Here is a 20,590-nt window from a genome sequence, read left to right as displayed (position 1 = left end):
CGCCCGCAGCGGCGGGCGTCAACGAAGAGCACCTCTCTGCCCGACGGCAACCGCCCGACCGAGGACGGACACCCCCCGGCACGGCCCCGACCCACAAACCACCCGCAGGCGCTACCCGCACCCCCACCGAACCCGCACAGGCGCCGCAGGCACCCCGCACACAACGCGAAAGCCCCGCCCCTCACACAAGGGACGGGACTCCGCAGAACAACGACCGACCGCGTCAGCCGATCTCGGTACCCGTGGCGGACAGCGCCTCGGTCACCGGCTGGAAGAACGTCTCACCACCGGAGGTGCAGTCACCACTGCCCCCGGACGTGAGCCCGATCGCCTTGTCACCGGAGAACAGCGACCCGCCACTGTCACCCGGCTCGGCGCAGACGTCGGTCTGGATCAGCCCGTTGACGATGTCACCGTTGCCGTAGTTCACGGTGGCGTCGAGCCCGGTGACCTTGCCGTCGTGCACCTGCGTGGTCGACCCGCTACGGGTGACCTCCATCCCGACGGTGGCCTCCGCGGCCCCGCTGATGGCCTGCGAGGACCCGTTGTAGAGGTTCACCTCGCTCGGGTGATCGACCTCGGCCGTGTACTTGACCAGCCCGTAGTCGTTGTCCGGGAAGCTGGACGTCTCGTTGGTGCCGATCGCGTTGCCGTCCGCGTCCGACCAGTCCGTGATGCCCTCGGTGCAGTGCCCGGCGGTCAGGAAGAACGGCTCGCCGCCCTTGACCACGTTGAAGCCGAGCGAGCAACGCCCGCTGCCACCGGTGATCGCGTCACCACCCGCGACGAAGGGCTTGAACTCCCCCTTCGACCGCTTCAGTTCCGCCTTGGCACCCAGCCCGTCGACGACCTTGCCGAGCTTGGCCCACTCGGCCTTGGAGACCGTACGGTCAGCCGTGACGACGACCTTGTTGGTCGAAGGGTCCGTCACCCAGGCGGTGCCGGGAATGGTCGCGTCCTGCTTCAGCGTCGTACGCGCGCTCTTCAGCTCGGCGAGCGAGTTCTCGACGACCCGCGCCGTGGCGCCGGCGGCCTCGACCGCGTCGGCGGCGGCGTCGTCAAGGACGTTCACCACGAGGTTCTTGGTCTGCGTGTCGTAGTACGTGCCCGCGGCGTCACCGCCGAGGTCCTTCGCCAGCGTCGAGGCGAGCTTTCCGGCCGCAGAGATCGACAGGGTCTTCGGCGCGGACGCCTCAGGCGTCTCACTGGCGTTCGCACTCTGCAAGGTCACTCCCGCGGCAACCAGTGCGGCGATGCCCGCACCTGCCACGGCTGCACGCCGCTTGGGTATGCGTCGGTGCTTCAACTCACGTCCTCCTGTGGGGGGGTCGGCCCGAGAGGTTGTGGGGACCTCGCCGGACCGGAAGGCGTACGGCCACGGGGGCGACACACAACAAAAGTCACACCCGCGCCGGTTGAACAAGGTTCACTATTCCTAGGTTCGAAGGGAGCACACAAGGTCGACTTCCGGACGCGCGTAGAACACGGTTGCGCGCCCCTTCCGTCTTGACCGTGCACAGTCACGCCCGCTCACTTCGCTCAGCAAACACCGCAAGCGAGCGAACCATAAGCAGCGTGTGAGGTCTATGCCTGTCTCAAAATCGCCCCATCAGGGTCCGGATCCAAGCGAGGTCAGCCAGGGGGAAGTTCGTCCCGTCCCGTCCGCGATTCAACAGATGCGGGCCGTTGTGCTCCGGCATCCACCTCCTGCCCAGAGGTCGCGACCTGCGCCCCTTTTTCCAGAAATCGCAGCAATTCAACCGGAATCGGCAACACCAACGTGGAGTTCTTCTCGGCCGCCACCGCCATCACCGTCTGCAGCAACCGCAACTGAAGGGCCGCCGGCGCATCGGCCATCTGATGCGCGGCCTCGGCCAGCTTCTTGGAGGCCTGAAGTTCGGCGTCGGCGTTGATCACCCGCGCCCGCCGCTCCCGGTCGGCCTCCGCCTGCCGCGCCATCGACCGCTTCATGGTCTCGGGCAGGGACACATCCTTGATCTCCACCCGGTCGATCGTCACGCCCCACTCGACGGCCGGGCTGTCGATCATCAACTCCAGCCCCTGGTTGAGCTTTTCGCGACTGGACAGCAGATCGTCCAGCTCGCTCTTGCCGATGATGGACCGCAGTGACGTCTGCGCCATCTGCGAGACCGCGAACCGGTAGTCCTCCACCCGCACGATCGCCTCGGCCGGCGCGGTCACCTTGAAGTAGACGACGGCGTCGACCCGCACGGTGACGTTGTCACGCGTGATGCCCTCCTGCGCGGGAATGGGCATCGTCACGATCTGCATGTTCACTTTGCGCAGTTTGTCGACACCCGGCACGATCATCGTGAACCCGGGCCCGCGCACTTGGGATCGGAGCTTCCCGAGACGGAAGACCACCCCCCGTTCGTACTGCTTGACGACCCGCGCGGCCGCCGCCACATACACCACTCCGGCGGACGCGAGCGTCACTCCCGCCGCCACCAGCTCCTCGACCATCAGCGACCCCCGGGGTCCGACGTGGGCGCATTACAGGGGAGTTATGCCTGTACGTCGACGGTAACCCCGGGCGCGACCAAGGGCGAGCCCCCGCACGACAGTTGCGTGCGGGGGCTCACATGCTGCTGGCTGCTGTTCAGGCCGTACCGGTACCGCTGTGCGGCCGGACGTCAGTAGACGCTGACGCCGTACGCGCTGAGGGCCTCGGTGACCGGCTGGAAGAAGGTCGTACCACCGGAGGTGCAGTTGCCGCTGCCACCGGAGGTCAGACCGTACGCGGTGCCGTTGCTGCCGTAGAGCGAGCCGCCGGAGTCGCCGGGCTCGGCGCAGACGGTGGTTTGGATCAGACCGCCGACGACGTCGCCGCCACCGTAGTTGACGCTCACGTTGAGGGCGGTGACCCGGCCGCTGTGCGTGCCGGTGGTGGAGCCGTCACGGATGACGGTGGTGCCCACGCTCGGTGTGGCCGCGCGGGTGATGTCCACGCCGTTCGCGGTACCGGGCCGGCTGACGGAACCGGAGTACCGCACGATGCCGTAGTCGTTGCCCGGGAAGCTGGAGCCGGCGGTCGAGCCGATGACCGTGGTGTGCCCGGAGTTGGACCACCAGGTGCCCGCACCGTCGGTGCAGTGGCCGGCCGTGAGGAAGTACTGGGCGCCGCTGCTGTCCTGGACGTTGAAGCCGAGCGAGCAGCGCCAGCTACTCGCATAGATGGCGTCGCCGCCCTGGATGAACTTGCTGAACTTGCCGGCGGTGCGCTTGATCGTGAGCGCGTCGGCGTTGGCGCCGGCCTGCTCCTTGATCTTCGCTATCTCCGCCTGGGAGACCGTGGAGTCGACGGTCACCGTGACACGGTTGGTCTTGCTGTCGACGGCCCAGGCGGTGCCCGGGATGTCGGCCTTCAGCACGGAGCCGCTGGCGCTCTTGAGCTGGGCGGCGCTGAAGGTGTCGGGAGTCTCCGCGGCGGTCGCGTTGGGGATCGCGATCGCGGCTGCGGCCACGAGGCCGGTGGATACGGCGATCAGCCGGGTCCGTCTCGTAATGCCACTGCGGGGGATGGTGCGCTTGATCCTCACTTGTCGTTCCCTCCAAGGGAAGTCGGGGGCCCGCGTGGGGTCGGGGCCCGTGAGGCGCAGTCAGAAGGGGAGAATGTCCGGATTCCGAACACGCCGTGCCCCTGACAAGCGCTGAGGGGAATATTCGGCCGAACGACCGGTAGGCGCAAGGGCGCCTTTCGGCCGTCAATCTTTGAACCATCTGCGTGAGTTGGCCGCTCCTGCCCCGGTCAGAGCCGGTCGGCGCAGGTTGCGTGCACACGCCGCGTACGCCCCACGCCCTTTCGCGCACCAACACGACCGGCCGAAGCTCCCCGTACGCGCCCCGCGCCCGGCTCGCCCCTCGTCCCCGTCGGCCACCCGCTCCCCCGGGATGTCCGGAAGTCGTCGTCCCTAGCAGCCGTCGCAGGGGCAGCAGCAGTCGCAGCCGTCACAGTCGCAGTCCCGGCAGCAGCCCTCGCGCTTCTTGCGGGACCACGGGCCCTCGTACTCCTTGGCACAGCACAGCTTGCAGGTGCAGCACAGCAGCCAGAACATCCCGCAGCCGGCCCAGAACCCGCGCCGTCCCTTCGGCGGCTGAGGCGCGGGCCCACCGCCGAACCCACCGAAGTCACCACCGCCACCGCCACCACCGCCGGGCGCTCCCCCGCCGCCGGCGTACGGATTCCCGCCGGCGTACGGATTCCCGCCCGTGCCATAAGGATTCTGCGGTGCCCCGTACGGCCCCTGCTGCGGCGGCTGTCCATAGGGCCCGGGGCCGGGCTGGTGGGACGAGCAGGTCGGCACGGTGCCGAACGCCCGGTCCACCGAGCGCCGCAGCTCGTGCACGAGAAGCAGATGGGCGAGCCCCGGATCCGTGAACTCGACCTCGCGCAGCGCCAACCGCACCCCGTGCACGGCGTCGTCGGCGAGCCGTCGCGCCTCGGCGAGCGAGGTCCCGGTCGCGGTGAGCGGGTTGTACGCACCCGACTCGGCGTCGGCCGCCCGGTCCTCCACGGCGTCCAGGAGGTGCGCCAGCCGCCCGAACAGGCGCCCGGCCTCGGCAAGCGGCGCGGCATTGCCCGGCCGTCCGGCCAGGATCGCGGTGTGCGCGAAGGCCGCGGCGGTCGCCGTCTCGGTCGGTTCGGTCACGGCGAGGATCGAGGTGCCGAGCCCGGCCAGCGCCTCGATGCCCAGCTGCCGGTCCACGGCGTCGACGAGTACGGCGGTGTCGAACCCGACGGCCGAGCCGCCACGGGCACCCGCCGCACCCCAGCCGGCGGCCACCCGGCGCGCGGCGAGCGCCACCGGCCTGCGGGCCAGCAGACCGTCACCGTCGGCCACATGGTCACGCACCTTGGCCGAGGCGAGCACCAGCGAGACGGCGGCGGCGAGCCGAGCGCCCTCACCCTGTGCGACGGACGCGGTGCGCATTCCGCGCAACGGGCACGGTCCCGCCGTACGCCGCAGTCCCTTGCCCTGCTCTGCCTGAGCCTCCGTCAGGACGGAGATCAGCAGCCCGTCGTAGTTGGTGACGATCCGTGCGAACTGACCGTGGTCCCCGCGCAATGAGAGGCACAGTCCGCACAAATGCGCCATCCATTGGCCCGCGAGGTTCTCTCCGAGTCGATGACGACAAGGCCTGACGATTCCGAACACGACGCTCCCCCGAGGTTCTTACGACGTTCCGACGACGCTGAGCTGCCGCATCGTACCGACCGCGTCCCGATCGCCACAGCGGTCTCGTTCACCCGTACGCACCCCGCATCACCCATACGCCGTGAAGAATCATATTTCACTCTCGGTCAGCAGCCGTACGTGGCATGCCCCTTGGGGGACACGGGCTCTCGACGTATTCGCTGTGCACCAGTACCGTCACAAACCCCCCGCGCGGCGTCTATCCACTTGGCGCGACGTCCGCATCATGGATGACCATAGGGATGCGGAACGCAAGAAAGACCGCTCTGAGAGGAGGCGTCCATGGGATCGGTGCGCAAGGCGAGTGCCTGGCTGGGCCTCGTTGACGACAACGATGACGAGCGTTACTACGACGACGAGTACTCCGAAGGGACCGAGCCCGGGGATGCCTGGGTCACGGACCCGCGGGTCAAGGTGGCCACGGACGTCGCCGAGGAGAAGGGCCGCCGCATCGGCACGGTCACCCCGGACAGCTTCCGGGACGCCCGCGCCATCGGCGAGCTGTTCCGGGACGGGGTCCCGGTCATCATGAACCTCACGGCCATGGAGCCGGCCGACGCCAAGCGCGTCGTCGACTTCGCGGCGGGGCTCATCTTCGGTCTGCGCGGCTCGATCGACCGCGTGTCCAACCGGGTGTTCCTGCTGACCCCGGCCGACACGGAGATCATCAGCGGCGAGCGGGCGGCTCACCGCGAGGACGGCTTCTACAACCAGAGCTGAGGCAGGGCCGCTCACCGGCCCTGCCCCCTGGTGGGGTTCAGCGGAAGGCGTCGAGCCCGGTGAGCGCCTTGCCCAGCACGAGCTGGTGCATCTCGACGGTGCCCTCGTAGGTGAGCACCGACTCGAGGTTGTTCGCGTGCCGCATCACGGGATATTCGAGCGAGATCCCGTTGGCACCGAGAATCGTCCGCGCCGTACGGCAGATGTCGATGGCCTCGCGGACGTTGTTGAGCTTGCCGAAGCTGACCTGCTCGGGACGCAGGCGGCCGGCGTCCATGCGCCGCCCCAGATGGTGGGCGAGCAGAATCCCCTTGTGCAGTTCGAGCGCCATGTCGGCGAGCTTGGCCTGGGTGAGCTGGAAGCCCCCGATCGGCCGGCCGAACTGCTCCCGCGACTTCGCGTAGTCGACAGCGGCCTCGAAACAGGACCGCGCCGCGCCCATGGCACCCCACACGATCCCGTACCGGGCGTGCGAGAGACAGCTGAGCGGCCCCTTCAGCCCGACGACCTCGGGCAGCACGGCATCGGCGGGCAGCCGTACGTCGTCGAGGACGAGTTCACTGGTGACGGAGGCGCGCAGCGACAGCTTGTGCTTGATCTCCGGGGCGGAGAACCCGGCGCTGTCGGTCGGCACGACGAACCCGCGCAACCCGTCGTCGCTCTGCGCCCACACGACGGCGACCCCGGCGACGGATCCGTTAGTGATCCACATCTTCCGCCCGTTGAGCACCCAGTCGGAGCCGTCCCGCTTGGCGTACGTCCGCATGGACGCCGGGTCGGAGCCATGGTCGGGTTCGGTCAGCCCGAAGCACCCGATGACCTCACCGGAGGCCATGCGAGGCAGCCAGGCCTGCTTCTGCTCCTCGCTCCCGAAGCGATGAATGGCGTACATGGCGAGGGAACCCTGCACGGAGACCAGGGAGCGGATCCCGGAGTCGGCGGCCTCCAGCTCCAGACAGGCGAGCCCGTACTGCACGGCGGAGGCCCCGGCGCACCCGTATCCCTCGAGTGACATTCCGAGCGCACCGATCTGCCCGAGCTCCCGCGCCAGCTCCCGGATCCCCGGCAGCTCACCCGTCTCGTACCACTCGGCGACATACGGCAGGACCCGATCCGCCGCCCACGCCCGTACGGTCCCCCGGACGGCCAGATCCTCGGGCTCCAGGAGATCGTCGATGCCGAGGGGGTCGGCGGGATCGAACGGGGGCAACTTCGAGGACGCGGACATGCAGGACCCTCCGGCAACGACGAAAACTAGCGCCGCTAGTTACGACTGTGGGCCAGACGCTACGACGCAGTGTCCCGCACGTCCAGTACGCACCGGGCACCGCTACGGGAGAAGCCCGGTCAGGCGGAGACGCGTGACTCCGCGACTTCCCTCGGCTTCGGCAACTCCACGGCAGGGGACTCGCACTGCATGGTCCGCGGCAACCGCAACGCCATCACCGCCCCCAGCAGCAACAACCCCGCGCTCACGAGCAACGTCACATGCAGCCCGTGCACGAACGCCTGCCGGGCCGCATGGTGCAGGGCCATCCCCGCCGACCCGCCCAGCTGCGCGGCGACCTCGTACGCCTCGCCCAGCGAGTGCGAGGCCGCCGTGGAGGCCGACGCCGGCACCCCCGACACGGACGTCAGCCCGGGGGCGTAAGCGGCGTTCATCACGCTGCCCAGCAACGCGATCCCGATCCCGGCGCCCAGCTGGTACGACGTCTCACCGATCGCGGCCGCCCCACCGGCCTGCTCCGGCGGAGCCTCGCTCAGCATCGACTCGTACGCCCCGAAGAGCGTCGTCTCCAGCCCGAAGCCGAGCAGGACGAAGCCGAAGAGCAGCAGGCCCGGATTGTCCTCGGCGCCCATGGCGGTCAGCACCACCACGGCGACGGCCGTCAGACAGAACCCGCCGCACACCATCCGCCGCGGCCCGAAGCGCCGCAGCATGCGCGCTCCCGCGAGCCCGGACGCCATCGCCGCGAACGTCAGCGGCAGCAGCCGTAGCCCCGTCTCCAGCGGCGAAAGGCCGAGCACCAGCTGGAGATACTGCGCCGCGATCAGTTCGAGCCCGACCAGCGCGAGCATCGCCAGCACGATGCACCCGACCGACGTACTGAACGCCGGTCGCGCGAACATGCCCAGGTCCACCAGCGGATACGCCCGCCGCTTCTGCCGTCGCACGAAGAGCACCAGCAGCACCGCGCCGAGCACCAGCGGCACCAGGGTGAGCAGGCTGGCCACCGGTTCCCCGCCGCCGAGCCGCTTCACGCCCAGCACGACGCCGAACAGCCCGGCCGCCGCGAGCAGCGCGCCGACCACGTCCCAGGGCCCCTTGCCGTCACCCTTGGACTCGGGCAGCAGCAGCCGGCCCACCGGAAGGCTGATCAGCATCAGCGGGATGTTGACGAGGAAGACCGAGCCCCACCAGAAGTGCTCGAGGAGGAATCCGCCGATCAGCGGACCGACCGCCGCGCCGACCGCGGCCACCGCGCTCCAGATGCCGATAGCGAGGGCCCGCTCGCGCCGGTCGGGGAAGACCTGGCGCAGGATCGACAGGGTCGCGGGCATGATCATCGCGCCGCCGACCCCGAGCAGGGCGCGGGCCAGGATCAGCACCTGTGGGTCGTGCGCCAGGGCCGCGAGGCCGGAGGCGATGCCGAAGAGGCCGTATCCCAGAAGCAGGACACGTCTGCGGCCCACCCGGTCACCGAGCGTGCCGAAGAGGATCAGCAGCGAGGCGCAGACGAGCGGATAGATGTCGACGATCCAGAGCAGTTCTATCGCGCCGGGCCGGAGGTCCTCGGTGACGGCGGGTACCGCCACATGGAGCACCGTGGCGTCCACCGCGACGAGCAGCAGGCTGGCGCAGAGGACGACGAGGACGACCCAGCGGTTGGCACCGGCCCCGGCCGCCCGACGGCGCAGTGCAGCGGCAGCCGTGGTCGTCCCGGACATGTACGTACCTCCCAGATGTTCCCTCGCCCTCGGCGGGCACACGGGGTGGGGACTCCCCGCGACTCGGCCGGAGAAGAGCGGTGGTCTCCGGCCCGCGCAATCAAGGGCGAGTGACTCGTCAGAGTACGCGAGTCCGCGTCCGTGCCGAGTGGCGGACCTCTCAGAGGCCACACGAGCGCGTGTGGCGTACGCCACACCATCCGGCCCCGGACCGGTGAGCTCCGGGAGAATTCCACCCAATGATTCGGTGAACGAATTCATAAGCAGCGAAAAACGAACGAACAGAATGATCAAAGGAATTGAAGGATGCGGCGCCGGATGATTACGGATTCCTTGGAAATAAACCTCCTGCTGAGAGGAATCCCACATCACATCGTCATCACAAAGCCGTGGAATCGCCGTTGAACTGCGCTCACTCGCTGTAACGTCGATTGCGTGTGTACCGAACGAAAGCTGACCCGTCTGGACCGGGTCTTCGCCAGGCTGGACCGGGAGCCGGAACGCCCGGCCCACATCGATGTGCCGCGGATGACGCGGCACCGGGTCGTGCTGTTCGCCGCGACCCTGGCCTTCTACGGGGCCATCGTGTGGGCCGTCCTCATCACCTCGTGGCTGGTCCGGCTGGACTGGCAGGTCATGTTCTTCCGGCCGTACCAGCAGTGGGCCGAGATCCACGCGTTCGTCGACTACTACGTGGTGCTCGGCCAGCGCGGCCCGACCGCCGTGATGGTCGCGGCCTGGCTGGGCTGGCGGTCCTGGCGGCAGCACACCCTGCGGCCGCTGCTCGCGCTCGGTGTCTCCCTGCTTCTGCTGAACATCACCGTCGGCGCCGCCAAGCTCGGCATGGGCCGCCTCGGACCGCACTACGCGACCACCATCGGCTCGAACGAGATGTGGCTGGGCGGCGATATATTTCCCAGCGGCCACACCGCCAACGCCGTGGTGACCTGGGGAATCCTGGCCTATCTGGCCTCGACCCCGAGAGCGCGCCGCTGGCTGTCGGCCCTGTCGGCGGTGACCTCGCTGGGCGTCGGCCTGTCCACCGTCTACCTCGGTACGCACTGGCTGAGCGACGTACTGCTCGGCTGGGCCGCCGGTCTGCTGATCCTGCTCGCCCTGCCGTGGTTCGAGCCGCTGATCGCCCGCTGCGAGACCCTGATCCTCGATCTGCGCGACCGCCGGCGCGCACGCCGGGCCATTTCCGTTCCGGTGGCACCCACCCCGGTCGAGGCCCCGGTGCTGCTCAAGCCGCTGGCCACGGCCGGTGACGAGGAGGCCGCAGCGCGCGAGGCGACCACCGCGGCCCGTTCCGCCCGGCCGACTACGTACCACCTGGGGCCCGGCTCGCACACGGCCCGCGTGGAGCGCGCACCGGTCACCCCGGCCGGCAAGCGCCGCCCGCCGCACACGGAGCGCGCCACCCGCGGAGGGGCCCCCACAGCCCGCCCCCTGACGGGCGGCTGACCACCACATACCGCGGGTCCGGTACACACGACCACCCGTATGGCGCAGGCCCCGGTCCCTTTCTGGGAACCGGGGCCTTCGTCGTGTGTCAGCCCTTCCAGGCCCTCGCCACCTGGCCGTCCTTCACCTCGAAGTTCAGGCGACCGCTGCGGTATTCCATGGTGATGATCGCCCCCGGCGGCAGTGAACGCACCGTCGACCACCCACGGTCACGGGCGAGTCGCTCGGCCCTGTCGGCGTCGAGACCGACATACGCGTCCGGGTTGTCCTGGGGTTCCGCGGGGGGTTTCGGAATGGGTGCCATGCGGCCAACGCTAGGGCCTCGCGCGGGGATCGGGCCAGAGCCGACCGGGATCCTTTATAGCGGCCATCCGGGTCACACATCCCTCTCCGGTCACGCTTTTGTCACAGAATCACGACACGCGTTTCGGTCACTTCGACATCGACGGACAGTCACACGGACGAGGGATTCTCTGAGCCTTCCGCAGGCATTCGATCGTAATTCCGCGTGTCGCGCCGACGGGCCCGACGGCCCGGCGCAAAAGTTCCCGAGAAACTGCCTCCGGACTCCTTTTCCCCTCGATTCCGCGCGGGCCACGGGAGCCGGTGCCACACAGGAAGTACATGGTTCCACCACAGAACCTCCGTACGCCCTCTGTCGGAGCGCCGCCGACGCGAGCATCATGGCGTGAGCTCGCGTCGGCGCGTGCGACGCGGGCTTCAGCGGGCCCGGGACGCGACGAGCGAAGGGGCGAGCGAGCGATGGGGACGCAGACCGCACAGGCGACGGCACGGCCCATGCGGAGCAAGCCGCCCGGCGGCCGCGTGGTCGTCGACTGGCTGACCACCACCGACCACAAGAAGATCGGCCATCTCTACCTGATCACGTCGTTCGGGTTCTTTCTGGCCGGCGGTGTCATGGCCCTGCTGATGCGGGCCGAGCTGGCCCGGCCCGGGATGCAGATCCTGAGCAACGAGCAGTTCAATCAGCTGTTCACCATGCACGGCACGATCATGCTGCTGCTGTTCGCGACCCCGACCTTCGCGGGCTTCGCCAACGAGCTGATGCCGCTGCAGATCGGCGCTCCGGACGTGGCCTTCCCACGGCTGAACATGTTCTCGTACTGGCTGTTCCTGTTCGGCGGGCTGATCGTGATGGGCTCGCTGATCGTGCCGGACGGGCCGGCCGCCTACGGCTGGTTCGCCTACGCGCCGCTCAACAGCCTGGAGCGCTCCCCCGGCGTCGGCCCCGACCTGTGGATCATGGGTCTGGCGCTGGCCGGGTTCGGCACGATCCTCGGCGCGGTCAACTTCATCACCACGATCATCGGGATGCGCGCCCCCGGCATGACGATGTTCCGGATGCCGATCTTCGTGTGGAACACCCTGTTCACGTCGATCCTGATCCTGATGGCGTTCCCGGTGCTGGCGGCCGCGCTGCTGGTGCTGGAGGCGGACCGCCGGTTCGGCTCGGTGGTGTTCGAGGCGGCCAACGGCGGGGCGTTGCTGTGGCAGCACCTGTTCTGGTTCTTCGGTCATCCCGAGGTCTACATCATCGCGCTGCCGTTCTTCGGCATCATCACGGAGATCATCCCGGTCTTCAGCCGCAAGCCGATCTTCGGCTATCTGACGCTGATCGGGGCGACGATGGCGATCACCGGTCTGTCGATCGTGGTGTGGGCGCACCACATGTTCGTCACGGGCGCGGTGCTGCTGCCCTTCTTCTCGTTCATGAGCTTCCTGATCGCGGTGCCGACGGGCGTGAAGTTCTTCAACTGGACCGGAACCATGATCAAGGGCTCGCTGTCCTTCGAGACGCCGATGCTGTGGGCGACGGGCTTCCTGGTGACGTTCCTGTTCGGCGGTCTGACCGGGGTGATCCTGGCCTCCCCGCCGATGGACTTCCATGTCTCCGACTCGTACTTCGTCGTGGCCCACTTCCACTACGTCGTCTTCGGCACGGTCGTCTTCGCGATCTTCGCCGGCTTCCACTTCTGGTGGCCCAAGTTCACCGGGAAGATGCTCGACGAACGGCTCGGCAAGATCCACTTCTGGACACTGTTCATCGGCTTCCACACCACGTTCCTGGTGCAGCACTGGCTGGGCGCGGAGGGCATGCCCCGCCGGTACGCCGACTATCTCGCCGCCGATGGCTTCACCGCGCTGAACACGGTCTCGACGATCGGCGCGTTCCTGCTCGGCCTGTCGACGCTGCCGTTCCTCTACAACGTCTGGAAGACCGCCAAGTACGGCAAGAAGGTCGAGGTCGACGACCCCTGGGGCTACGGCCGCTCCCTGGAGTGGGCGACCTCCTGCCCGCCCCCGCGGCACAACTTCACGACGCTGCCGAAGATCCGCTCCGAGTCCCCGGCGTTCGATCTGCACCACCCGGACCACGCTCTGGAGGCTCCGCAGCCCGAGCCAAAGAGCGAGCAAGCCGGCCGTGAGCCGTCCTGATCGCCTCCATGAGCTCGGCCGGCTCCAGGACCTCGAACTCGAAGCCCATCAGCATCACATGGATCACCATCACATCGAGGCTTCCGGCGCCCGTGCGCAGCAGGCAGCTGCCGGGCCCCTCCGCCTCCAGCTGCCCGGCCGAGGGCGAGACGCTCCCGGCCGCCACCTCCAGGGGCACCAGCAGCCGGATGACGGCCTGCGCGGCGTACGCGCGCGTGGAGACGCCCCTGGAGACGTACGCGGCGAGGTCCTCGGCGGGCGGCGTGCGCGGGGCGAAGCGAGGGCCGTGCGGCGGTTTGGGGGTGACGCGGTCGACGCGGAACGTCCGCCAGTCGTCGCGGTCGAGGTCCCAGGCGACCAGGTACCAGCGGCGCTCGCTGCACACCAGACGGTGCGGTTCGACGCTACGGCGGGTGGGGGCGCCCTCGTGGTCGCGGTACTCGAACCGCAGGCGCTCGGAGTCCCGGCAGAGGTTGGCGAGCTCGGTGAGGACGGCCGGGTCGACGGCTGAGGGCTCCGGGCCGCGCAGCATCGGCACGGTGAAGGCGTTCAGGGCGCCGACGCGGCGGCGCAGCCGGTTCGGCAGGACCTGCTCCAGCTTGGCGAGGGCCCGCACCGACGTCTCGCCGATGCCCTCGATGCCCTGGCCCGCGGCGGTGCGCAGACCGACGGCGACGGCGACCGCCTCGTCGTCGTCCAGCAGCAGGGGCGGCAACTCGGCGCCGGCGCCCAGTTGGTAGCCGCCGCCGGTACCGGGGCTGGCGTTGACCGGGTAGCCGAGTTCGCGCAGTCGGTCGACATCACGGCGCACGGTGCGCGGGGTCACGCCCAGGCGGTCGGCCAGTTCGGCGCCGGACCAGTCCCGGTGGGCCTGGAGCAGGGAGAGCAGCCGCAGCAACCGGGCGGATGTGTCCAACATGATCTGAGTCTGCCAGTCGCCTAAAGAGCCGGGTGTGCGGGCCTTGCGGGCGGGTGCGGGTCCGGCGGGGCCGATCGCGCGGTTCCCCGCGCCCCTAAGGGCGTCCCCCTGAAGGGGGTTTCCTCGTGGCGGCACTCGACGCTGAGGTTGCCGCCCCGGGTCTCGTACGGGACTCGGGACGCTGAGGGATGCACGTCCATGGCGCCCGGCACGAGGCGGTCCGGGTGCTCGTCCCTGACGCTGGCGTAAGCGTCCCAGTGGCCCTCGGGCAACGGGACGCTGCTGGGGAGGGCGGCGCGCAGGCGGCCGGCCGTGGCCGGGGTCAGGGGCAGGGTGACCTCCTCGTCGCCCTCGCGGTGGCGCAGCACGAGATTGGCCGCCAGGGCGGATCCGACGGCCGTGACGTCGAAGGTCAGCCCGCCGGCCGAATCCGCGATGCAGTCGGCGCGCAGGGGTGCGGTCTGCGGCACGGGCGTCATGCGCTGCGGTTCCTCCCTCGGCTCTCGGCTCTGTCGGTTGGACCGGCGATGCGGCCTTTTGGTTGCGCCTCAGGGCTGGTACGACAGCTGCGGCACCTCGAAGCACGTGTCGTTCATGTCCGTCTGGGAGACCCAGCCCCGGTCGTCCTCCCAGCGGGCCACCGACAGACAGGTCCGGCGGTTCTTCGGCGGCTCGGGCAGCCGCTCGAACGTGACGGGGAGCAGCAGGCCGTCGGCGGTGTACCCCCGGCTGCGGTTCATGTGGTCGTCGACGCACGCGCGCGTGACGCCCTGTCCGGCGCAGGCCTTCGCCGCGTCCGTGAACCACCCCGCCGCCGCCCAGCCCTCCAGCTGCCACTGGGAGTGCGTCGGGAGGCCCTGCGTGGCGTCCCTGAACTCCCGTACGGCGTCCTGGCCGGTGTCCTCGTAGTTGCGGGACGAGCCGGTCGCCCACAGGGCGTTGCGGCAGCGCGGGGAGTCCTTGTAGTCCTCAGCGACGGTGGACGTCCAGTTCTGTACGTTCGTGACCTTGGCGGTGACCTCGGCGCCGACGTCGTCCATCGCCGCGCACAGCCGGGCGTTGCCGTGGGTGTCGATGGCGTCGAAGACGAGGTCCGCGCCCTGCTCCTTCAGGTCGGCCGCCGCCGCGCGGAAGTTGGGCAGTACGAAGTCGACCTGCTCGGTGACCACCTTGTAGCCCTCGGCCTTCAGCCCCCGCTCGACGAGGCGGGCGTAGGCGGCGGACGCGGGCTGGTTGTACGAGACGACGGCGGCCGTGCGGGCACCGTGCTCGCGCTTGAAGTAGCGGTAGACCTCGGTGCCGCCGTACTGCCTGCCGCCCCAGCCGGTGGTGCCGTCGCGGGGCGCGAGGCTGCCGTAGATGCCGTACAGGTGCGGCCAGGTGTCGTAGGCGGCCCCGATCGGCTGGCCGCCGATGTCGGGCACGCGCGCGCGTGAGACGCGTGAGGCGCCCGCGTAGTCCAGGGCGGTGGTGGCGACCAGCGCGACGACCTTGTCCTCGTCGATCAGCTCGTGCACGCACTCGTTGTTGCCGACACCGCTGCCGCCGTCGTCGCACAGGCGCACCTCGACGCGGCGGCCGTCGATGCCGCCGCGCGCGTTGAGGCGGTCGAAGTACGCCTTGGCGCCGTCGCGCGGGCCGGTGAAGGCGTTGCCGCCGACGGGGCTGGTGGCGCTGGTGATGACGCCGACGCGGATCGGGGTGCGGTCCGCGGGCGGTTCGGCGGTCGTGCCCCGGTCGCGGTGCTCGAAGTCGCTCTCGGGCAACCGGCTGCCGCACGCCGTACTCAGAGCCAGTACCAGCACGGCTATCGCCGCCTCAGCACCCCGGGATCGGCGACCCATTGCCGCTCAACTGGACCAGCGCGCACAGGGTCTTGGCGGACACCTTCCAGGTGCCGTCCTGTTCGACGGCGGTTCCGGAGGCGTTCGGGAGGGCGGTCGCGCCCTTGAGGGTGAGGTCGTAGGTCACGTTCGCCTCGGTCGGCGAGGTGAACTCGATCTTGGAGACCTGCGCCTGGACCTGTCCGCCGCGCTCGTCACCGCTGAACCCCTCGAGGACGGGCGCCATCCGGTCGCCGTTCTCCAGGACGGTCTGCTTGTCCTCCAGGGCCGTCTTCGGGTCGAAGAACTTCTGCCAGTTCTGCTTGATCTCCGTCTCGGCCGCCCCGGCGTCCGCGGGAGCCGTCGCGGCCGGCGACTGCTCGGTCCGCTCGACGGTCGGGGTCGGCGGTGCCTCGTTGCCGCCGCCTCCCTCGTCGTCGCTGCAGGCCACGAGGGCCGGGGCGAGAACGAGGAGCAGGGCGGCCGCCAGCACCGTCCCCCGCCCCCTGTGCGTGACGTGCCGCCTGAGGTCGCTCCCGAGCACCATCTGGCTCACCACCGGGTGTCGATCCGGGCCGTGTGCGCCCGGTGCTTTCAGGGTCAGCTTGCAGGAGGCATAGTGCAAGCCATTGGCTGACATGGACAGGCACATGCGCAGAAAGCCGATGTGCGTGCGCGCGAACCCGACGTGTGGGAGCCGGCGATGCGGACAACCCGACTGCGGACCGTGCACCCCGTCCTGTGGGCCGGCTGGGCCGCGCTCGCCGCCGGCGCGGTGCTCTGCGTCATCGGGTGGTACGGCGTCTCCGGCGAGCGGTTCGCCGAGCGGCAGCTGCCGTATCTCGCGTCCTGCACGGTCCCCGGCGCCGCGCTGATCATCTCCGGGGCGGTGCTGCTGACCCATGGCAGGAGCGCGCTCGCCGCCGCGCGCGTGGAGGAGCTGTACGGCCTTCTGGTGGCCGCCGAGGCCGCCGACGCCGAGGACTCCGGGCAGCCGGCCGTGGCGCCCCTGGCGGTCAGCGGGGACCTGCTGATGGTGCCCGGCGGCACCCTCTGGCACCGGGCGGACTGCCCGCTGGTCTCCGGGAAGGTGGAGGCCGTCCCGGTCGACGCGAAGCTGGTGAGAAGCGGCGAGCTGGGCCCGTGCCCGATCTGTGAGCCCGCCCAGGCGGACGACTGATGTCCTCCCTGACGTACGACCTCACGCTGGCCGGCCTCTCGGTCGGCAGCGCGGCCGCGCTCACCGGGATCGGTCTGGTCGTGACATACCGCGCGACGGGCGTGCTGAACTTCGCGCACGGGGCGATCGCGATGGTGTGCGCGTATGTGCTGCGCCAGTGCGTGGTGGAGTGGGGCTGGCCGCTGTGGGCGGGCGCGACGGTGACCTTGCTGGTCCTCGCGCCGGCCGTCGGGATGGCGCTGGAACGGTTCGTCTTCCGGCCCCTGTCGGTCCTCGGCGGGGACCCGGCGCAGACCCTGGTGGCGTCCATCGGGGTGTTCGTGCTGCTGGTGGGCGGGGCGGCGCTGCTGTGGGGCCAGGGTGCGCGGGACGACGCGCCGGAGCTGGTGTCGGCGGACCCCTGGGGCCAGCTGGCGGTGGCGCTGCTGCTGGCGGCCGGGGTGGGCGCGGTGATCCGCTGGACCCGTTTCGGCCGGGAACTGCGTGCCGTGGTCGACGACCGGCGGCTGGCGGTCCTCGGGGGCATCGACGCGGACCGGGTCTCGGCGGCGGGCTGGGCGTTCGGCTCGTTCACGGCGGGTCTGACGGGCGTACTGCTGGCGCCGTACGTGCGCCTGGACCCGTACGGCATGCCGCTGCTGGTCATGGAGGTGGTCGCGGTCGCGGTGGCCGCCCGCATGCGCAGCCTTCCGATCGCGGTGCTGGCGGCGCTGACGATCGGGGTCGCCCAGAGCCAGCTGACGCGGCTGCACCCGTCGGGCTGGGGCGCGCCCCTGCTCCAGGCCGTCAGCACGAACCTCTTCGTCGTCGCCCTGCTGATCGCGGCCCTGGTCCTGCCCCGCGTCGGCACCCGGGACGCCCTCCCCCGCACGGCCACCGCGCGCGTGCCGACCCCTCCGGGCGCCTGGATCGTGGCGGTCGTCCTCTTTCTGCTGCCTTTGGGCTTCGCGGGCTCGGACCTGCATACGTCGGTGCAGGTGCCGGCGCTGGGCGTGGTGCTGCTCTCCCTGGTCGTCGTCACGGGCCGCGGCGGCCAGATCTCGCTCGGGCAGGCGGCGTACGCGGGCCTGGGCGCCCTGTTCACGGCCCTGCTGGCGGCGGGCCGCTTCCCGGGCCTGCCCCGGCTGCCGGAGCTCGCGGCACTGGCGTCGGCGGTCGTCCTGGTCGCTCCCTTGGGTCTCCTCACGGGCTGGCCGGCGATCGGCCGCCGCGGCCTGGCGCTCGCGCTGGCCACCTTCGCGGTCGGCGTCGGCGTGAGCCGCTTCGTCTTCGCCCAGCCGTACGCGATCTCGGGGCTGTCCCTGGGCCGCCCGGCGGGCTTCGAGGGCGACCGCGCGTATTACGTCCTGGAGCTCTGTCTGCTGGCGGCCGCCCTGCTGACGACCTGGCTGCTGCGCCGGGGCCGTACGGGCCGGGCCCTGGCCGCGATGCGGGACCACGAGTCCGGGGCGTCGGCGGCGGGCGTCCCGGTGCCCTCGCTCAAGCTCCTGGCCTTCGTCTCGGGCGCCGCCCTGGCCGCCCTCGGCGGCGGCATGCTCGGCATGGGCCTGCGCGCCTTCGACCCGGCCGCGTACGACCCGGTGCGCGGCCTCCTCTGGTTCGCCGCGGTGGTGGTCCTGGGCGCCGACAGCACCCTGGGCGCCCTCGCCGCCGCGGCCCTCCTGGTCGGCCTCGACGCGGGCGCCCGGGGTGGTGTGGCGGCGGCCCTGATCGGCGTGCTTGCGGTGCTGGTGGGGCGGTTCCCCGGGGGACCGTACGAGGCGGTGCGGGCGGCGACGGGGAGGCTGCGGCTGCGGGACGGGCCGGCGCTCACGGATCTGGGGGCGCGGGTGCGAAGGCGGCTTCGTCCGGCGGAGCGAGGCCCCGTGCCCCGGCCGGCTCCGGCGGGGGTGACCGCGTCGGGTCTCGCGGAGGGGGCCGGACGGGACGAGAAGGGCGAGGCCGGCAGGGCGCCCTCGCACCGCGACCACGATCGGGTACGCCCATGGTCGGTGGGCGAGGCCCTCGTCACGATGCACCACGTCCAGGCCCGCTACGGCAGTTTCACCGCCCTCGACGACGTCACCCTCACCGTCCCGCCCGGCCGGGTCACCGCGATCGTCGGCCCCAACGGGGCGGGAAAGAGCACCCTGTTCCACTGTCTGGCCGGCACCCACCGCCCCGCACAGGGGCAAGTCCGGCTCGGCGCCCGCGACATCACCCGCCTGCCCGCCCACGCCCGCACCCGTCTCGGCATCGCCCGCACCTTCCAGCAGCTGGCCGTCTTCCCCTCGTTGACCGTGGCCGAGAACGTCCGCGTGGGCGCCGAACAGGGCCGCCTGCAGGACCCGTCGGCGGTGGAGCGGTCCTTGCGGCTCCTGGGCCTGGACGGCCCCGTACGCTCCCTGCCCGCCGCCGGTCTCCCCACCGGCACGCTCCGGCGTGTCGAGTTGGCCCGGGCGCTCGCGGGCGGCCCCCGTGTCCTGCTGCTCGACGAACCGGCCGCGGGTCTCGACACGGCGGAAGTCATCGCCCTGGCCCGGGTCCTGAAGGCCCTGGCCGCGGACGGCATGGCGCTGCTCGTCGTCGAGCACGACCTCGACCTGGTGGCCGGCCTCGCCGACACCGTGCACGTCATGGCGGCGGGCCGCGTCGTCGCCTCCGGTCCACCCGAGCGCGTACTCGACGCGTCAGGCGCTCAGGAGACCCCGGCATGACCACGATCTCGCTGCGCCGCGCGCGCGTGCGCTACGGCCCGCTGGAAGCACTCCACGGCATCACGGTCGCGGCCCACGGCCCCGGCCTGACGGTACTGCTGGGCCGCAACGGGTCCGGCCGTACGACGGCCCTGCGCGCCCTGGCCGGAGCGGTGCGGCTGTCGGCCGGCGCGGTGGTGTGGGACGGCGCCGACGTGACCGCCGTGCCCGCCCACGAGCGGGCGCGGCGCGGGCTGTGCCTGGTCCCGGAGCGGCAGGCGGTGTTCGGCTCCCTCACCGTGCGCGAGAACCTCGAACTCGCGGCCCCGTCGTACGACGTCGCCCTCGACGCCTACCCGCGCCTGGGGGGTCTCCTGGCACGCCGGGCCGGCACGCTGTCCGGCGGTGAGCAGCGGATGCTCGCCCTCTCCCGTGCCCTGCTGGCACGCGCGCGTGTCGTGCTCGTGGACGAGCCCGCGCAGGGCATGTCGCCCGCTGTGGCGGCCCGTACGTACGAGTTGCTGAGCGGACTGGACGCGTGCGTGATCGTCGCCGAGCAACGACTGCCGCCCGTCCTGCGGGGCCGGGCGGCACTCGTTCACGAACTGCGGCGTGGCGCGGTCGTGTTCAGCGGAGAGGCGGGCGAGTACGAGCTCCGGACAGCGGCGGGGCCAACCGGGTCGTCTTCCTCGGCATGAGCAGCAGCGCGCCGTTCAGCCTGGGCTTGGTGGACTGGGGCCGCTTGGGCTTCTCCCACGTCATGCGGCCCTTGAGCCCGTAGCGCCTGGAGCAGTGCGGCCAGGCCCCCCAGCCCTGCACGGCCACCACCTTCCGGGCGATGTCGATCTGCTGCTTGCGGGTGGCGAGATCCGCGCGGGGGGCGTACTTCCGCCCGCCGAAGCCGACCCAGGTCGGCTGGGAGAACTGAAGCCCCCCAAAGTGCCCGTTGCCGGTGTTGATGCGCCAATTGCCGCCGCTCTCGCACTTGGCGACACAGCCCCAGGGCCAATGGTGTTTGGCACAGGACAGGGACGCCGGTTTGGGCGGCGGTCCGGACATATGTTCCACATGCGCCACCTGGGGCGCGTGCATGGCGTACGCGTGCGACGGGCCCGGGGCGACGGAGGTCAACAGGGCGGCGGCGACGGCGATCGTGAGCGGTGCGTATTTCATATGAGCACGCTAGG

General features: G+C 70.7%; 17 protein-coding genes and 1 pseudogene. 6 read left to right on the top strand and 12 right to left on the bottom strand.

Annotation, left to right across the window (positions count from 1 at the left end; all coding sequences use genetic code 11):
- Positions 1 to 223 precede the first annotated feature (223 nt).
- From ACFQ6S_RS42540 to ACFQ6S_RS42525, 4 genes are all read right to left on the bottom strand, one after another.
- Positions 224 to 1,306 (bottom strand): S1 family peptidase, encoded by a 1,083-nt coding sequence (locus tag ACFQ6S_RS42540; RefSeq protein WP_383421638.1) that lies wholly within the window; start codon positions 1,304 to 1,306, stop codon positions 224 to 226.
- 326 nt (positions 1,307 to 1,632) lie between these two features.
- Positions 1,633 to 2,484 (bottom strand): slipin family protein, encoded by an 852-nt coding sequence (locus ACFQ6S_RS42535; RefSeq protein WP_383421635.1) that lies wholly within the window; start codon positions 2,482 to 2,484, stop codon positions 1,633 to 1,635.
- A gap of 170 nt (positions 2,485 to 2,654) precedes the next feature.
- Positions 2,655 to 3,560 carry a S1 family peptidase gene (locus tag ACFQ6S_RS42530; RefSeq protein ID WP_383421632.1) on the bottom strand — a complete coding sequence of 302 codons (906 nt, stop codon included), beginning with the start codon at positions 3,558 to 3,560 and terminating at the stop codon, positions 2,655 to 2,657.
- A 372-nt stretch (positions 3,561 to 3,932) separates the two neighbouring features.
- A complete protein-coding gene (locus tag ACFQ6S_RS42525) occupies positions 3,933 to 5,177 on the bottom strand; it encodes a DUF5685 family protein (RefSeq protein ID WP_383421629.1) in 1,245 nt (414 codons plus the stop codon).
- A 321-nt stretch (positions 5,178 to 5,498) separates the two neighbouring features.
- Between ACFQ6S_RS42525 and ACFQ6S_RS42520 the strand changes: the two genes are divergently transcribed.
- Positions 5,499 to 5,936, top strand: coding sequence for a cell division protein SepF (locus ACFQ6S_RS42520; RefSeq protein WP_383421626.1), 438 nt, complete (start codon positions 5,499 to 5,501; stop codon positions 5,934 to 5,936).
- Positions 5,937 to 5,973: 37 nt separating this feature from the next.
- Here ACFQ6S_RS42520 and ACFQ6S_RS42515 read toward each other — a convergent pair whose 3' ends face one another.
- Complete coding sequence (locus tag ACFQ6S_RS42515) at positions 5,974 to 7,164, bottom strand: acyl-CoA dehydrogenase family protein (RefSeq protein ID WP_383421623.1); 1,191 nt, start codon at positions 7,162 to 7,164, stop codon at positions 5,974 to 5,976.
- Positions 7,165 to 7,283: 119 nt separating this feature from the next.
- Positions 7,284 to 8,885 carry an MFS transporter gene (locus tag ACFQ6S_RS42510; RefSeq protein ID WP_383421621.1) on the bottom strand — a complete coding sequence of 534 codons (1,602 nt, stop codon included), beginning with the start codon at positions 8,883 to 8,885 and terminating at the stop codon, positions 7,284 to 7,286.
- A gap of 435 nt (positions 8,886 to 9,320) precedes the next feature.
- Between ACFQ6S_RS42510 and ACFQ6S_RS42505 the strand changes: the two genes are divergently transcribed.
- On the top strand, positions 9,321 to 10,349 hold the full coding sequence (locus tag ACFQ6S_RS42505) for a phosphatase PAP2 family protein (RefSeq protein ID WP_383421618.1): 1,029 nt from the start codon (positions 9,321 to 9,323) through the stop codon (positions 10,347 to 10,349).
- A gap of 88 nt (positions 10,350 to 10,437) precedes the next feature.
- Here the strand turns inward: ACFQ6S_RS42505 and ACFQ6S_RS42500 are convergent, their stop codons facing one another.
- The gene (locus tag ACFQ6S_RS42500) at positions 10,438 to 10,653 is read right to left on the bottom strand and encodes an I78 family peptidase inhibitor (protein WP_383421615.1); all 216 of its coding nucleotides are present in this window, start codon (positions 10,651 to 10,653) and stop codon (positions 10,438 to 10,440) included.
- 320 nt (positions 10,654 to 10,973) lie between these two features.
- On the opposite strand from ACFQ6S_RS42500, the pseudogene ctaD reads away from it, so the two are divergent.
- Positions 10,974 to 12,644 (top strand): annotated as a pseudogene (gene ctaD, locus ACFQ6S_RS42495) (cytochrome c oxidase subunit I); the annotation flags it as partial.
- Positions 12,645 to 12,684: 40 nt separating this feature from the next.
- Here ctaD and ACFQ6S_RS42490 read toward each other — a convergent pair.
- From ACFQ6S_RS42490 to ACFQ6S_RS42475, 4 genes are all read right to left on the bottom strand, one after another.
- Positions 12,685 to 13,725, bottom strand: coding sequence for a helix-turn-helix transcriptional regulator (locus tag ACFQ6S_RS42490; protein WP_383421612.1), 1,041 nt, complete (start codon positions 13,723 to 13,725; stop codon positions 12,685 to 12,687).
- A gap of 20 nt (positions 13,726 to 13,745) precedes the next feature.
- Positions 13,746 to 14,204, bottom strand: a complete 459-nt coding sequence (locus ACFQ6S_RS42485; protein ID WP_383421609.1) for a hypothetical protein — start codon at positions 14,202 to 14,204, stop codon at positions 13,746 to 13,748.
- Between the two features lie 69 nt (positions 14,205 to 14,273).
- Positions 14,274 to 15,569: an ABC transporter substrate-binding protein gene (locus ACFQ6S_RS42480; protein WP_383421607.1), complete on the bottom strand. Its 1,296-nt coding sequence runs from the start codon at positions 15,567 to 15,569 to the stop codon at positions 14,274 to 14,276.
- Positions 15,544 to 16,095: a hypothetical protein gene (locus ACFQ6S_RS42475; protein WP_383421606.1), complete on the bottom strand. Its 552-nt coding sequence runs from the start codon at positions 16,093 to 16,095 to the stop codon at positions 15,544 to 15,546. Before ACFQ6S_RS42475 ends, ACFQ6S_RS42480 begins: the two co-directional genes overlap by 26 nt.
- Before the next feature lie 156 nt (positions 16,096 to 16,251).
- On the opposite strand from ACFQ6S_RS42475, the gene ACFQ6S_RS42470 reads away from it, so the two are divergent.
- From ACFQ6S_RS42470 to ACFQ6S_RS42460, 3 genes are read left to right on the top strand one after another with little or no spacing between them, the layout of a single operon-like run.
- Positions 16,252 to 16,728: a hypothetical protein gene (locus tag ACFQ6S_RS42470; RefSeq protein ID WP_383421605.1), complete on the top strand. Its 477-nt coding sequence runs from the start codon at positions 16,252 to 16,254 to the stop codon at positions 16,726 to 16,728.
- Entirely contained in the window at positions 16,728 to 19,424 is a 2,697-nt protein-coding gene (locus ACFQ6S_RS42465; RefSeq protein ID WP_383421603.1) for a branched-chain amino acid ABC transporter permease/ATP-binding protein, read from the top strand. Before ACFQ6S_RS42470 ends, ACFQ6S_RS42465 begins: the two co-directional genes overlap by 1 nt.
- Complete coding sequence (locus ACFQ6S_RS42460; RefSeq protein WP_383421599.1) at positions 19,421 to 20,101, top strand: ATP-binding cassette domain-containing protein; 681 nt, start codon at positions 19,421 to 19,423, stop codon at positions 20,099 to 20,101. The genes ACFQ6S_RS42465 and ACFQ6S_RS42460 overlap by 4 nt, the downstream gene beginning before the upstream one ends.
- Here the strand turns inward: ACFQ6S_RS42460 and ACFQ6S_RS42455 are convergent.
- Entirely contained in the window at positions 20,031 to 20,576 is a 546-nt protein-coding gene (locus ACFQ6S_RS42455; protein WP_383421596.1) for a transglycosylase family protein, read from the bottom strand. The genes ACFQ6S_RS42460 and ACFQ6S_RS42455 overlap by 71 nt on opposite strands.
- Positions 20,577 to 20,590: the final 14 nt, after the last annotated feature.

It is taken from the genome of Streptomyces sp. NPDC056479, from assembly GCF_042795335.1.
GTDB lineage: Bacteria > Actinomycetota > Actinomycetes > Streptomycetales > Streptomycetaceae > Streptomyces.
The sequence above is the reverse complement of the archived record's forward strand: the minus strand, read 5'-3'. Positions and strand labels throughout refer to the sequence as shown.

Excerpts from the sequence above, each read along its gene's own strand:
- ACFQ6S_RS42480 (WP_383421607.1), bottom strand. The coding sequence starts at position 15,569 with ATGGGTCGCCGATCCCGGGGTGCTGAGGCGGCGATAGCCGTGCTGGTA.
- ACFQ6S_RS42485 (WP_383421609.1), bottom strand. The coding sequence starts at position 14,204 with ATGACGCCCGTGCCGCAGACCGCACCCCTGCGCGCCGACTGCATCGCG.
- ACFQ6S_RS42460 (WP_383421599.1), top strand. The coding sequence starts at position 19,421 with ATGACCACGATCTCGCTGCGCCGCGCGCGCGTGCGCTACGGCCCGCTG.
- ACFQ6S_RS42490 (WP_383421612.1), bottom strand. The coding sequence starts at position 13,725 with ATGTTGGACACATCCGCCCGGTTGCTGCGGCTGCTCTCCCTGCTCCAG.
- ACFQ6S_RS42515 (WP_383421623.1), bottom strand. The coding sequence starts at position 7,164 with ATGTCCGCGTCCTCGAAGTTGCCCCCGTTCGATCCCGCCGACCCCCTC.
- ACFQ6S_RS42520 (WP_383421626.1), top strand. The coding sequence starts at position 5,499 with ATGGGATCGGTGCGCAAGGCGAGTGCCTGGCTGGGCCTCGTTGACGAC.
- ACFQ6S_RS42500 (WP_383421615.1), bottom strand. The coding sequence starts at position 10,653 with ATGGCACCCATTCCGAAACCCCCCGCGGAACCCCAGGACAACCCGGAC.
- ACFQ6S_RS42470 (WP_383421605.1), top strand. The coding sequence starts at position 16,252 with ATGCGGACAACCCGACTGCGGACCGTGCACCCCGTCCTGTGGGCCGGC.
- ACFQ6S_RS42455 (WP_383421596.1), bottom strand. The coding sequence starts at position 20,576 with ATGAAATACGCACCGCTCACGATCGCCGTCGCCGCCGCCCTGTTGACC.
- ACFQ6S_RS42535 (WP_383421635.1), bottom strand. The coding sequence starts at position 2,484 with ATGGTCGAGGAGCTGGTGGCGGCGGGAGTGACGCTCGCGTCCGCCGGA.
- ACFQ6S_RS42465 (WP_383421603.1), top strand. The coding sequence starts at position 16,728 with ATGTCCTCCCTGACGTACGACCTCACGCTGGCCGGCCTCTCGGTCGGC.
- ACFQ6S_RS42510 (WP_383421621.1), bottom strand. The coding sequence starts at position 8,885 with ATGTCCGGGACGACCACGGCTGCCGCTGCACTGCGCCGTCGGGCGGCC.
- ACFQ6S_RS42475 (WP_383421606.1), bottom strand. The coding sequence starts at position 16,095 with ATGGTGCTCGGGAGCGACCTCAGGCGGCACGTCACGCACAGGGGGCGG.